This is a genomic window from Halomonas sp. G15 (genome assembly GCF_021282295.1).
Taxonomy (GTDB): Bacteria; Pseudomonadota; Gammaproteobacteria; order Pseudomonadales; family Halomonadaceae; genus Halomonas; species Halomonas alimentaria.
On sequence record NZ_JAJSPA010000008.1, the window covers coordinates 37279 to 50593 of the forward strand.

Below are 13315 nucleotides of genomic sequence, written 5' to 3' on the forward strand. Positions count from 1 at the left end.
TCTGCGGGCGCCGCCATGGTATCGAACAAACGGGCTTAGGAGTGCACCGCCGAGCCATTGAACCGGGAACGGGGCGTCACCAGCGATACCCCCACATAGCAGATCGAGGATACCACACAGCCTGTCAGCGGCCCGATCAACCAGCCCACATCGGCGAACAGCATCATGTAGCCGCTGGTGCCGAAGCCAGCCAGCATGGCAACCAGGGCGCCCCAGGCGCTACCCTGCCAGAAGGTGGAGATAAATACCGGACCGATCATACTGGCCAGCAGGGTGCCGGTGCCGAGGATGCCCAGCCAGGAGAGCATGAAGGGCGGCGCGTAGAGCATCATCAACAAGGCGACGATACCCAGGACCACGACGGCCAGACGATTGACCCACAGCACCAGCCGCTGGCTATGGAGAAGGTTGCTGAACAGGGCAAGCCGCAGATCATGGGAAGTCGCCGAGGCCACGGTATGCAGCAGCGAGTTCGCAGTGGACTTTATGGCGAACAGGATAAACAGGGTGATAAAGCCCTGAAGTGCCGGATGCATGAAGTGTTCGAGATAGGCCGGCATGGCATTGTCAGGGTCGGCCAGGTCCGGCATCTGTGCCCGCATATAGAGGCCGACAAGCGGCACCAGGCTCAACAGGGCCCCCAGGATCGCCACATAGACGCCCGCCTTGTGCAGCTTGACGTCCGGCTTGAAGGCCAGGAAGCGTATTGCCATGAACGGCAGGACCGCGGCGAACAGGAAGGCATAGGGCAGCACCAGGAACACCGTCGCCGTGCTGTCGCCATAATGGGCCCCGGTGGTAGGATTCAGAAGCTCAGGATCGATGGCGTTGAGGGAGGTCTCCCAGGTTCCGAGATCCACCGAGGTAAAGATCTGGATCTTGACTGCCCCCGCCCTGAAGGACGGAGATTCCCAATTCACCGAGAATCGGACACGGAAGCTGGCTCCATGCCGCTTACATTCTCTCCAAGGGCTAACACCGCCAGCCCGGCGGCTTTGATGTTGACCGCGGCGTTGATATCGCGGTCGTGTTCGGCTGCGCATTCGGGGCACATCCAGGCACGAACCTGCAACGGCATCTCGGGCATCACATGCCCGCAGCCGGAACAGCGCTTGCTGGAGGGATACCACGGGTCGATCGCCGACACCTGCCGGCCCGCCCAGGCTGCTTTGTACTCCAGCTGCCGGACGAACTCGCCCCAGCCGGCATCGCTGATCGATTTGGCCAGCGAGCGGTTGTGCAGCATGTTCTTCACCTTGAGGGACTCGACGCAGATCACTTGGTTCTCGTTGACAATCTGGCGGGACAGCTTGTGCAAGCGGTCCATCCGGCAATCGGAGATTTTGGCGTGAAGGCGAGCGACCTTCTGCCTGGCCTTGGCACGGTTCTTCGAGCCGAGCATCTTCTTGCTCAGCCGACGTTGGGCCTTGGCCAGACGGGTCGCGTACTTCGCCGTGTGGCGGGGATTGCCGATTCGATGCCCGTCGCTGGTGACGAACAAGTCTTTCAAACCGAGGTCGATGCCCACCATTTTCGCGGTCACGGGCAGCGACTCGGCGTCGAACTCGCACAGGCACGCGACGAAGTAGCGGCCTGCCGAGTCCTTGGACACGGTGATGGTAGTCGGTTCGCTGGGCAGCTCGCGACTCCAACGCACCGGGAGCGGCTCCTTGCACTTGGCAATAAACAGCTTTCCGTCACGGTACTTGAACGCCGAGCGCGTAAATTCCGCCGACTGGCGGTGCCGCTTGCTCTTGAAGTTCGGGTACTTGGCACGACCCTCAAAAAAGTTCTTGAAGGCCGTCTGTTGGTGGCGAAGGCACTGCTGAAGTGGCACCGAGCTGACCTCGTTGAGAAACGCGGTCTCGCTGGACTTCTTCATCCGCGACAGCTCAGCGTTCGCGGCCACATAGCCAATTCTTTCGCGCCGCTCATGGAAGACATCGGTGCGGTAGCGAAGCACCGCGTTGTAGACGAAACGCACACAGCCAAACGTCCGAGCAAGAAGCTGTTCTTGCTCAGGCGTCGGATAGAAGCGGTATCGGTAAGCGCGTTTTGTCATACGCATACTGTATAAACAACCATGCACAGATAGCAACCATCAAAGAAGGAGGCAGCGAGAACAGGGTCGTCCTTGCGGACGACGCGCTATCCCTCCCGGCACTAGAAGTACCGGGTATCTCGCGCAAAACCTGATGATGATCACGGCCGCAAGTGCCATGCCGCAGACCATCACCGTATCGGTCCAGGCCACCGCGGCCAGGCCGCCCAGCATGGTATAGATGATGATTACCGATACCATCAGGAAGGCGCTCTGGTTGAGCTCGATGCCCAGCCAGCTGGCACCCAGGAGACCCACGGCCTTGATCTGACTGGTCAGGAAGACCAACAGCAGCAGGATGGTGATGAACCCCGCCACCCCCTGCAGCGCCCGCCCCATGGCACCGCCGCCATGGCTCTGGGCGATATACTCGGGAATGGTGTTGCTGCCCATCTCGATTGCCCGGCGCTGCAGGAATCGCGCAAAGTAGAGCACCGCGATCATCATTGCCGGGGCGAAGAAGAAGTTGCCCAGCACCTCGATGGCACCGAACTGGTAGGTGACGCCGGGTGACCCCATGAAGCCCCAGCCGCTGAAACCGGTGGCGACGATGGTACCGGCCGCAACGAAGGCACCCAACGAACGCCCCGCGACCAGAAATCCCCCTTCGTCGCTCTTGTTCATGTATTTCGAGGAGAGAAAGCCGAGGTAGATCAGCAGGCCGAAGGTGAGGATCAATAGCCCCCAGTTGAACATCTTGTAGGCATCCATGGTCACTTCCTCACCTGCTGAGCCGCCGACTTTCTCTTCAGCTCCCTGCGGAGATAGGCGGCCCCGGAGTGAATTAACATATAGCATGTCAATATAAGAAAAGTGGTCAATACCCAGGAATTCATCTGCTTAGCCTCTTGTTTTTGACTTGCCATAAAGGAGGGACTGGATCGTTGTTTTTAAGCCAGCATTACCAAGGTATTTCAGATAAAGTAGAGCGCCAATTTGTAAAGCTGATGTCCCGATCAAATAATGAAATGGCCCTGCAATGACCAATATTCCCACTGACCTGTTGAGGACCTTCGTCACCATCAAGGACCTGGGCGGCTTTACCAGCGCGGGCGAGCTGCTGGGCCGGTCTCAGCCGGCCATCAGCCTGCAGGTCAAGAAGCTGGAAGAGATCCTCGACACCAAGATCTTCCTCAGGGGCTCCAGCCTGGAGCTGACCGAGGATGGCGAATATCTCTACCGTGCCGCCAGGCAGATGCTGGAGATCAATGACCAGATCATCGCCAAGGTAAGGGGTGACAACATTTCGGGTAAGGTACGCCTCGGCATCCCCAACGACTTCGAGCTGGCGTTCCTGGCCAAGGCGCTGAGAAACCTGTCGCGGGTCTACCCCAATATCATCGTCGAGGTGGATTGCGAGATCAGCAAGGTGATACTACAGCGCTATCAGAAGGGACATTACGACATCGCCCTGGCCATGGAGCGGGCCAAGGCGAGCGAGGACAGGGACGCGCGGGACTACCGACTCGAGAGCCTCGAGTGGGTCTTCAAGGAGGGCTATCAGGCCAGCTGCGACGACGAGCCGATTCCCCTGATCGCCTACCCCCAGGGGTGTGTCTATCGCTCGATCATGGAGGAGGCACTGCAGGCCCAGCAGCACCCCTATCGCTTCATGTACACCAGCACCAGCCTGCTCGGCATCTTCTCCGCCGTGGAAGAGGGGCTCGGCATCACCGCCATGGCACGCTCCGTCATACCGGACCATCTCAGGCATGCCGAAAGCACGGCGGCCCTGCCGGCCCTGGAGCGCGTCTGCATCGGCCTCTACTACAAGGAAGCCGAGCTCAACATCGCCTCGCGCCACGTGCTGGACTTCCTGAGATCCGGGATCGCCAACCTGTAAGCGGCGACCGGCGCAACGCAAGCAGGCCTGCCGGTCAGGGGGATGACCGGCAGGCCTGCTGTCTTAAGTGAGCACGCCGCCTCGAGCGTGCCCCCTGGCGGGTGGGGACAGGGCCGTCAGGTGCCTGAAACGCTGGGCTTCAGGTTGTCGCCGGAGACTGCCTGTACCTCCCCTTCGCCGTCGACCTCGAGTTTCACATTGGGGTCGGGATCATTGACCACCTTCTCGAGTTCCCTGGTCGCCTGGTCGCGATTGAGCAGGCGGCGAATGGTGTTGATGATCATCAGCAGGATCACGATGGAGAACGGGAAGGCGCCGATGATGGTGCCGGTCTGGACCGTATCGACCACTCCACTGCCACCGAGGGTCAGCAGCACCGTGGCCACGGCGCCGATGCTGAGCACCAGCACCACGCGGAACCAGGCACCCGCCCGCTTGGGCGCCGAGACGAAGTCCGCCAGGGCGTAGGTACCGGCGTCCAGGGAGGTCACGTAGTAGGTCGCCACCAGCACCGTCGCCACCACCAGCAGCAGGCTGCCCACCACCGGGATGGATTCCAGCATGGCGAAGAGGCCGCTGGCGACATCCGCATTCACCGCATCGGTGATGCCGCGTCCGCTCTTGTCGTCGTAGTAGATGGCCGCGGAGCCCAGCACACCGATCCACAGCATCACGATCAGGGAGGGGATCACGGTGACGCCGATGACGAACTCGCGCAGCGTACGCCCCCGGGAGATACGGGCGATGAAGCCGGCCACGAAGGGCGAGAAGGCGATCACCCAGCACCAGATGAACACCGTCCACCAGCCATTCCAGCTCTGCTGCCAGGAGGTCAGCGGCTCGGCGGTGCTCGGTGCATCCGTCCAGAAGCTCATGGGCACGAAGTTGGCGAAGTAGGAGCCGAAGGTCTGGGTGACATTGGAGATGATGAACAGCGTGGGGCCGAAGATGAAGGCGGCCACCACCAGCACGACGCTGAGGATGGAGTTCGTCTCGCTGATCAGGCGCATCCCCTTGCTGATGCCGAAGAACGCCGAGATCGCGGCGGCGGTACCGAGGCCCACGATGACGAACAGCCAGATGGTCGGCCCGGAGGTCACGCCGGTGAATGACGTCAGGCCCGCAGTAAACTGCATGGCGGCGAAGGCGAAGGAGGTGGAGAGGCCCAGGATAGTCGCCATGATCGCCAGCAGTTCCACCACCACGCCGGCTCCGCCCCGCGCCCAGCGCGGCAGCAGGTCCACCGTCGCCTCGCGGAAGGTCAGGGTCTTGCCCAGGTTGTGGTGAGAATAGGCGAGACACACCGCGACGACGCAGTACATGGCCCAGGCGGTGAAGCCCCAGTGGAAATAGGCCCAGACGATGCCGCCGCCCGCCACGTTGCCTTCCATCGCCTGGAAGACCGGACTCTCGTCACGCAGCATGATCGGCTCGGCCACCGACCAGAAGATCAGGCCGATGCCCTGGCCACAGGCGAAGAGCATGGAGTACCAGGCGAAGTTGCTGTATTCGGGTTTCGCCTTGGGGCCACCCAGCCTGACCCGGTTGCCCACCTTGCTGAATACCAGCCAGCCGCACACCGCCACGGCGAACAGCGAGTAGAGGATGAACAGCCAGGTGAAGCCACCCGTGACATAGGTGCGCAGGTCGAAGATGACCGAGGCGACGCCATCGGGGTTGCGCAGCACCATCACGATCAGCGCGATGATGGCGATGGGCGGGGCAAACTGGATGACCAGTCGCCCGACGGGGGGCAGGTCTCGCCCCGTGAATCGCGGGACCGCGACCGGTTCTTTCTTAGGCATCTTTGTACCTCACTATTGTTGTACTTGGCATCGTCCTTGATATCTCGGGCCCCGAGGCTCTCTCGAGGCGCCTGACCAGTGATTCAGTTCAAGTGCGATACGATTCCCGAGATGCACTCTTCAAGGATCAGCTCCCCCTTTTCGGCCGTTGCCTTCAGCGGCGATGAGAGGGTGCCGGAGGGCGCCACCCAGCTCGGGTCAGGAGGAAAGACGTCGTAGGGAGGGAAGCTGGCCGGTTCCACGTCGACGGCCTTGGACATGTCGACGAGTTCGGGATGAATCTTCAGCATGATCGAGGTTTCCAGCACCCCACCATGCTCCACGGCCCAGCCGGTGAAGCCATCCGGGAATACCTTGGCAACGGTCTCGTCGCTGATGAAGTCCCAGTAGGAGAGCAGGTAGATCCTGATCGAGATTCCCTCCGCCCGGCACTTGTTGACCAGCCGGTCGGCCGCCTCGCAGAGGTGCATGGAGTTCTCGAAGTGGCCGTTGATCAGGATGAATTCACGGTTGCCGTGATTGACATAGGCCTGCAGCACATCGAAGACATAGTTCTCGAGTGAAGCCCCCGAGACACAGGTCGTTCCCGGGAAGAAGTTGCCGCCGCCGGACTTCACCTGTGACTTGTAGCCGTAGCTGATGGGGGGTGCGACCAGCATGTTGTCGCCGCGCGACGCCACCTGCTCGCCGATATGGCTGGGGATCAGCACATCGGGATTGAGCGACATGTGTGGGCCATGCTGCTCGATGGCACCCACCGGCAGGATGATCCGGCACTGCCCATCTTCAGTCAGGGCCTTGTAGGTCATCCAGTCCAGGTTCTCTATCTTGACACTGTTCATCTCGTTGCTCCCGGCACGCTATCGTCAAGAAAGGGGGAGCCAAGCTCCCCCTTTATATTCAACATCTTACTTGATGATATTGTGCTCCGGGCCATACGGGAAGCCGGTGATGTTCTCGGCCCCGTGCTCGTTGACCACCAGAATGTCGTGCTCGCGATAGCCGCCGGCACCCGGCTGGCCTTCCGGCACCATGATCATCGGCTCCATGGAGACCACCATGTTGGGCTCGAGCACGGTCTCGATATCCTCGCGCAGCTCCAGGCCCGCCTCGCGGCCGTAGTAGTGGCTCAGGGTGCCGAATGAGTGGCCGTAGCCGAAGGTGCGGTACTTGAGCAGGTCATGCTTGGCGAAGATCTCGTTGAGCTCGTGGGCGATGTCGCAGCAGCGCACACCGGGCTTGATCAGCTCCTGGCCGCGGCGGTGGACCTCGCAGTTCACTTCCCACAGGCGCAGGTGCTCATCGGAGGCGTGACCGAGGAACAGGGTACGCTCCAGGGCGGTGTAGTAGCCGGAGATCATCGGGAAGGTGTTGAGGCTGAGGATATCGCCGGGCTGAACGCGGCGGCTGGTCACCGGGTTGTGGGCACCGTCGGTGTTGATACCGGACTGGAACCATACCCAGGTGTCCATCAGTTCGCTGTTGGGGTAGGTCTTGGCGATCTCGCGCACCATGGCTGCCTGACCGGCCAGCGACACCTCGTACTCCGGCACGCCGGCGTAGATCGCATCGCGCACGGCCACACCACCCACGTCGGCGATGCGTGCGCCCTGGCGGATCAGCGCGATCTCCTCGTCGGACTTGATCATGCGCATCTTCATGGTGGGCGCGCCGGCATCGACCAGTTCCACGTCGCCCAGCACATCCACCAGCTTCTGCTTGTTCTGCAGCGTCATGTGGTCGAACTCGACCGCGACCCGGCGCTTGCCTTCGCACAGCTGCTTGACGGCCTTGAAGAAGTTGTCCTTCTGCCAGTCGGTGTAGACGATATTGTCGCCCAGGCGGTTGCGACGATAGGGCTGGCCGCCGTCGATGTTGGCGGTCACCGTGGTGAAGCGATCCTGGGTCACCACCAGGCCGTAGTCGCGGCCGAACTTGCAGTAGACGAAGTCACTGAAGTAGTTGATGTTGTGGTAGGAGGTCAGCACCACCGCATCGACATCGTTCTGGGCCATGTAGTCGCGCAGGCGCGCCAGGCGGCCCTGCATCTCGGCGTCGGAGAAGGTCGGGACGACCTTGTCGCCGTTGGGAATCTCGATCAGTGACGGCAGTTGCATGTTGTTGTCTCCTCTGGGTCCGTGGGATCGACTCACCAGCCGGGGCGTCCGCGGCCCTGTCGGTGTCGGCCGCTCTCCCCTTCACTTGTCAGTGTTGTGTCGACTGCTGGTGATTCGAATATGGCCAGAGGCACCCCGCGGGACCAATGACTAGTGCAAATGCATGCATTGGCGCGGTCAATACGCTTTTATTTCAGTAAGTTATATTTTCGACAAATGCCGTCAGGGGCGGTGACCCGCGCGCCGCCGCGCCTCCCCAGGCGGATAACCGTAGCGCTCGCGGAAGGCGCGGGAGAAGCTGGTGCCGGAGGCGAAGCCGCAGGCCAGGCCGATGGCGAGCACCTCCATGTCGGTCTCGGTCAGCAGGTGATAGGCGCGCTCCAGGCGCAGGCCGAGGTACCAGCGGCGCGGCGTGGTGGAGAGATGCTGCTCGAACAGCCGCTGCAGCTGGCGGGGCGAGACCCCGCAGCGCGCGGCGATCTCCGCCAGCGGCAGCGGCGCTTCCAGGTAGCGCTCCATCAGCGCCACCGCCTGTACCAGACGGCGGTTGTGGGTGCCCAGGCGACGGGCCAGCGTCATGCGCTGCTGGTCGCTGCGGCTGCGCAGGCGCTCGTGGATCAGCTGTTCGGAGACATCCACGGCCAGTCGGGTGCCGTGGCGGCGGGCGATCACTTCCAGCGCCATGTCCATGGCGGCGGCCCCACCGGCACAGGAGAAGCGCCGCGGACCGAGCTCGAACAGTTCATCGCTGGTGGGGATGGCGGGAAAGCGCTCGTGGAAGGCGGGCAGGCTCTCCCAGTGAAGGGTGACCCGCTCCCCCTCCAGCAGGCCGGCGGCGGCGAGCAGGAAGCAGCCGGTATCGAGCCCGCCCAGGGTGCAGCCGGCCTGGTCCAGGCGGTGCAGCCAGGCCATGAGCGGCCGGGTAAGCAGCGCCTCGGGCGCGAAGCCGCTGCATACCGCCAGCGAGGGAAGATGGTGAACCGCGTCGATGGCACGGTCGGCGAGCAGGGTCATGCCGTTGCTGGCGGTGACAGGCTCACCGTCGACGCTGATCAGGGTCCAGTCGAATAGTGGCCGACCGCTGATGCGGTTGGCGATGCGCAGCGGCTCCACCGCGGCGAAGAAGGCCATCATCGAGAACTGTGGCAGCAGCAGAAAACCCACTTGCTCGGGCAGCGGGCCCGTGTAGTCCAGTCGCACGCCGTCTCGCTCCCCGTCCGTCAGCCTGCGATCACGCGCCTGATGCTTCCCGCCACGGGCAGTGCCATGGCTCAGTCGTCGGTCATCATCAGGTCGCGCATCTTCTGCTCATCGAGCACCACCAGCCGCTGGCGGTCGATATTGATGGCGCCGCTGTCGCGCAGCTTGGCCAGCAGGCGCGAGAGGGTCTCCGGAGTCATGGCCAGCTGAGCGGCTAGCCAGCGCTTGGGAATGGTCAGGCGCACCACCCGGGGCTCCTTGCCACGCCCCGACGGCAGCTGGCGCAGCACATAGCTGACCAGCCGCGACATGGCGTCGCCCTGGGTCAGCAGCGCCAGGTCCTCGAGCCGGTCGGTGAGTTCCAGCGCCAGACGGCTCATGAACTCGGCGCGGCACTCGGGGTGGCGATCCATGGCCTCGCGGCAGCGTTCGGCGGGAATCGACAGCACATGGGTGCGGCGCAGCGCCTCGGAGGAGTAGAGGTAGATGCCCTCCCGGGAGACCATGCTCAGCTCGCCCAGGGTGCCGCCACGCTCCACGCAGCGGATGGTAGCCAGGCGTCCGTCCCCGGCACTGCGTACCAGGCGCACCGCACCACTGATCACGATATGCAGCCACTCGGCAGGGGTATCCTGGCGGAACAGCCATTCACGGCTGGCCAGGGTGCGCGGCTCGCAGTCCTCGAGCAGCGCCTCGATCTCCTCGTCGGAGAGCGCACCCAGCCACGGCACGCCGCGCACCAGGTCACGCAGCTGGCGCGGCTTGAACAGCAGGTCAGCGGCCGAACTGGGCGGCTGGGCAGTATCCATAGGCATGTTGTTCCTCCACATCGGTGTCGGCGTCGACCAGCAGGTAGCCATGGGCCTGGCTGGCGGCACTCAGCATATGTGATCCCTGGCCGCCGGCCAGGCGTGCCACCGGCGTGCCGTCGCTCCAGTCGAGCACGACCCGCAGCAGTTCACGGCGACCACGCGGCCCGCGCCGCGAAAAGCCGGCGGTGACCGGAAAGCGCTGCAGTGCCGGCGGCGTCATCCCCTGGCGGCCTTGCACCAGGGGCAGGGCGAGGAACTGCCAGCCCACCAGCGAAGCCACCGGATTACCCGGCAGGGCAATCAGCGGTGTTCCGGCGGCGAGCGAATCGCCCAGGAAGCCAAGGGCGAAGGGCTTGCCGGGCTTGATGCCCACGCCATGGAAGGCGATGCCACCCAGCCGTTCGATGGCGGGGCGTACATGATCCTCCTCACCCACCGATACACCGCCGCTACAGACTACCAGATCGGCCTCGTCCCGGGCCCGGCCCAGGGCCTGATGCAGGTCAAGCGGATCGTCAAGAAGCACGCCCTGGTCGATGAGCTCGACGCCCGGGTGGGCCATCAGCGCCTTGAGCATCGCCCGGTTGCTGTCGAAGATCTGGCCCGGCGCACGGCGCTCGCCCGGCTCGATCAGCTCGTCGCCGGTGGAGAACAGCGCGATCTTCACGCGGCGCCTCACCGTCACCTCGGCGATACCGTGGCTGGCCAGCAGGGCGATGGCAGCGGCCTCGAGGCGCGTGCCGGCGGAGAGCAGCGGCGTGCCAGCGCGGCTCTCCTCGCCCCGGCGGCGGATATTGGCCCCCTCGGCGAATTCTCCCTCGACGTGCACCCGGCCTTCGGCATCCAGACGCACCTTTTCCTGGGGCACCACGGCGTCGGCGCCGATGGGCACCGGGGCGCCGGTGAAGATACGCGCGCAGCCGCCTTCGGGCAGGTGCATCACCCCGGCACCGGCCGGCACGCGCAGCATCACCGGCAGGCCCGCGGGGCAAAGCTCGGCCAGGCGCAGGGCATAGCCGTCCATGGCGCTGTTGTCGACGCCGGGCAGGTCCAGGGCCGCGGCAACATCATCGGCCAGCACCCGCCCCTCGGCGTCACCCAGCGCCACCCGCTCGTGCCCTTCCACCGGACGGGCGGCGGCGATCATGCGTTCACGGGCATCGAAAAGGTCGAGCAGACCGGAAGTGACCACCTCCGCGCAGCCACAGTTCATGCATCGACCTCCTCGTCGCTTTCCGTCTCGATCAGCGCCTCGCTGGTCGACGGCTCCTGCTGGCGGCTGGCACAGCCCGCACTCTGGGGCAGCACCATGGCCACGAAGTTGCAGGGCCGGGTACGCGCATCGAGCTGCTCGGCGAGGATGCCATCCCAGGCGGTGGCACAGGCCTTGGGCGAGCCGGGCATGGCAAAGACCAGGGTACGGTCGATCAGCCCGGCCACCGCCCGGGACTGCACGGTGGAGGTGCCGATGCTCTGGAACGACAGGTGGCGGAACAGCTCGCCGTAGCCGTCGATGGCCTTGTCGAACAGCGGCGCCAGCGCCTCCGGAGTGGTATCGCGGAGGGTGAAGCCGGTGCCGCCGTTGACCAGTACCACCTGGATGTCGTCGCGCACGACCCACTTCGAGACCACCGCACGGATGCGGTAGACGTCGTCGGGGACGATGCGCCGCTCGACCAGGGCATGGCCGGCCTCGGTGAGACGCGCGGAGAGCAGGTCGCCGCTGCCGTCCTCGTCGAAACCGCGGGTGTCGGAGACGGTCAGCACGGCGATGCCCAGCGGGGCGAAGGGAGTATTGGCGTGAACGTGAGCCATGGGGTCCTCCTCACCGCCCGCCGGCGGGCGAGCGGTGCATGAATGGCGAGGAAAGGAAAAGGCGAGAACACCGAAAAGGGGGCCAGGCGGCCCCCTTCATCCGGCTACTGCATCAGGGCGCTGCCACTTTCGTCGTCGAGACTGATCCCCTCGACGCCGATCTCGGCCTGCAGCGCCATCAGGTAGTGGCGCAGGGCACGACGGGTGGACTGCTCGCGCAGGCTGTGGCGCACATACTCGGCCACCTGCTCGTAGGGGCGCTCGCGACCCTCGACACGCTGGTCGATGCTGACCACATGCCAGCCGTAGCGCGAGGCGAGCGGCCGGTCGTGGAGCCCCTCGGGCAGGTGCTGCAGGGCACCGTCGAGCTCGGCCACGGTCTGCCCCGGCGCCAGCCAGCCCAGCTCACCGCCCTCCTCCTTCGAGGGACAGGCGGAGTGACGCTGGGCGAACTCGGTAAAGCGCTCGGGGTGTTCGCCCAGCTGCTTGATGAGCTTCTCGCCCAGGCGATAGCCGGCATCCCGGGCCTCGGCGTCGTCCGGCGCCGCGGCCAGCAGGATATGGCGCACCTGCAGCTGCGTGGGTTCGCTGAAGCGCTCGGCGTGGGTGGCATGGAAGCGCCGACAGTCCTCCTCGGAGGGCTCGGGCACGTCCAGCTCCTGCTCAAGCAGGGCAGCGATGGCGGCATCGTTCTCGTCGAGATCGGTGCCGTCGGCATCGGCCAGGCCCAGGGCGGCGGCGCGCTGGTGCAGCAGTTCGCGCACCACCAGCGCACGGGCGGCCTTGAGCTGGGCGGTGCCGGCGCTGTCCGCCGGGTGGTACTGCATCTCCTGGGCGATGTCGGCCTCCGCGATGGTGGCCTCGCCGACCCGGATGGGCGGGGGCGTGGTAGCCCCCCCCGGGATCATCTCGATATCGATCTTCTGCATGGTGATGACTCCTCAACCCCGCTTGCGAACCAGCTGGTAACGACGGGTCACGTAGCCGAAGGGCACGCTCCAGACATGAACCAGGCGGGTGAAGGGGAAGACCAGGATGATGGTCAGGCCCACCAGGATGTGCAGCTTGTAGATGAAGCCCACGCCCTCGAGGTAGGTGGCCGCACCGCCCTGGAAGAAGACGATGGACTGTGCCCAGTGGGCGAGCTGGATCATCACGCCGCCGTCCAGGTGACCCAGCGCGGGGATGATGGTCAGCAGACCCAGCGAGACCTGCACCACCAGCAACACGATGATGAAGGTATCCATCGGGCTCGAGGAGGCGCGCACCCGCGGGTTGGTGATGCGGCGATGGGCCAGCATCACGCCACCCACCAGGCACATCACCCCGGCGATGCCGCCGATCAGGATGGCGATCACCTGCTTGGTTCCGGCACTCATGAAGGGCGAATAGACCCAGTGCGGGGTCAGCAGGCCCACCAGGTGGCCGAAGAAGATCACGATGATGCCGACATGGAACAGGTTGCTGGCCCGACGCATGTTCTTCGAGGTCAGCATCTGGCTCGAGCCGGTCTTCCAGGTGTACTGGCCGTGGTCGAAGCGCAGCAGGCTACCGATCAGGAAGACGGTACCGGCCAGGTAGGGGTAGAGCCCGAACAGCAGCGTGTTGAAGTAGTTCATGAC

Annotated in this window: 13 protein-coding genes; 1 reads left to right on the forward strand and 12 read right to left on the reverse strand. The window is 64.3% G+C overall.

The features are described from left to right. Positions 1 to 35 precede the first annotated feature (35 nt). Genes LWH48_RS05860 through LWH48_RS05870 form a run of 3 tightly spaced genes read right to left on the reverse strand, consistent with a single transcriptional unit; the run spans position 36 to position 2812 of the window. Positions 36 to 860 carry a sodium:solute symporter family transporter gene (locus tag LWH48_RS05860; protein WP_232911824.1) on the reverse strand — a complete coding sequence of 275 codons (825 nt, stop codon included), beginning with the start codon at positions 858 to 860 and terminating at the stop codon, positions 36 to 38. A gap of 56 nt (positions 861 to 916) precedes the next feature. Beyond that, positions 917 to 2062 carry an RNA-guided endonuclease InsQ/TnpB family protein gene (locus LWH48_RS05865; protein WP_232911825.1) on the reverse strand — a complete coding sequence of 382 codons (1146 nt, stop codon included), beginning with the start codon at positions 2060 to 2062 and terminating at the stop codon, positions 917 to 919. Positions 2063 to 2101: 39 nt separating this feature from the next. Next, on the reverse strand, positions 2102 to 2812 hold the full coding sequence (locus LWH48_RS05870) for a sodium:solute symporter family transporter (RefSeq protein ID WP_232911826.1): 711 nt from the start codon (positions 2810 to 2812) through the stop codon (positions 2102 to 2104). A 268-nt stretch (positions 2813 to 3080) separates the two neighbouring features. Here LWH48_RS05870 and LWH48_RS05875 point away from each other — a divergent pair, with 268 nt between their 5' ends. Then, on the forward strand, positions 3081 to 3944 hold the full coding sequence (locus tag LWH48_RS05875; protein ID WP_232911827.1) for a LysR family transcriptional regulator: 864 nt from the start codon (positions 3081 to 3083) through the stop codon (positions 3942 to 3944). Between the two features lie 116 nt (positions 3945 to 4060). Here the strand turns inward: LWH48_RS05875 and LWH48_RS05880 are convergent, their stop codons facing one another. The 9 genes from LWH48_RS05880 to narI form a co-directional block, all read right to left on the reverse strand. Continuing rightward, entirely contained in the window at positions 4061 to 5749 is a 1689-nt protein-coding gene (locus LWH48_RS05880) for a BCCT family transporter (RefSeq protein ID WP_232911828.1), read from the reverse strand. Between the two features lie 83 nt (positions 5750 to 5832). Then, a complete protein-coding gene (locus LWH48_RS05885; RefSeq protein ID WP_232911829.1) occupies positions 5833 to 6591 on the reverse strand; it encodes a creatininase in 759 nt (252 codons plus the stop codon). A gap of 66 nt (positions 6592 to 6657) precedes the next feature. Beyond that, the gene (locus LWH48_RS05890; protein ID WP_232911830.1) at positions 6658 to 7866 is read right to left on the reverse strand and encodes a M24 family metallopeptidase; all 1209 of its coding nucleotides are present in this window, start codon (positions 7864 to 7866) and stop codon (positions 6658 to 6660) included. A gap of 222 nt (positions 7867 to 8088) precedes the next feature. Beyond that, a complete protein-coding gene (locus LWH48_RS05895) occupies positions 8089 to 9066 on the reverse strand; it encodes a GlxA family transcriptional regulator (protein WP_232911831.1) in 978 nt (325 codons plus the stop codon). 71 nt (positions 9067 to 9137) lie between these two features. Continuing rightward, complete coding sequence (locus LWH48_RS05900) at positions 9138 to 9881, reverse strand: Crp/Fnr family transcriptional regulator (protein WP_161431662.1); 744 nt, start codon at positions 9879 to 9881, stop codon at positions 9138 to 9140. Further along, positions 9841 to 11091 carry a molybdopterin molybdotransferase MoeA gene (locus LWH48_RS05905; protein ID WP_232911832.1) on the reverse strand — a complete coding sequence of 417 codons (1251 nt, stop codon included), beginning with the start codon at positions 11089 to 11091 and terminating at the stop codon, positions 9841 to 9843. Before LWH48_RS05905 ends, LWH48_RS05900 begins: the two co-directional genes overlap by 41 nt. Then, a complete protein-coding gene (moaB, locus tag LWH48_RS05910; RefSeq protein ID WP_232911833.1) occupies positions 11088 to 11693 on the reverse strand; it encodes a molybdenum cofactor biosynthesis protein B in 606 nt (201 codons plus the stop codon). Before moaB ends, LWH48_RS05905 begins: the two co-directional genes overlap by 4 nt. Before the next feature lie 104 nt (positions 11694 to 11797). Beyond that, entirely contained in the window at positions 11798 to 12622 is an 825-nt protein-coding gene (locus tag LWH48_RS05915) for a peptidylprolyl isomerase (protein WP_232911834.1), read from the reverse strand. A 12-nt stretch (positions 12623 to 12634) separates the two neighbouring features. After that, positions 12635 to 13312 (reverse strand): respiratory nitrate reductase subunit gamma, encoded by a 678-nt coding sequence (narI, locus tag LWH48_RS05920; RefSeq protein WP_161431666.1) that lies wholly within the window; start codon positions 13310 to 13312, stop codon positions 12635 to 12637. Positions 13313 to 13315 lie beyond the last annotated feature (3 nt).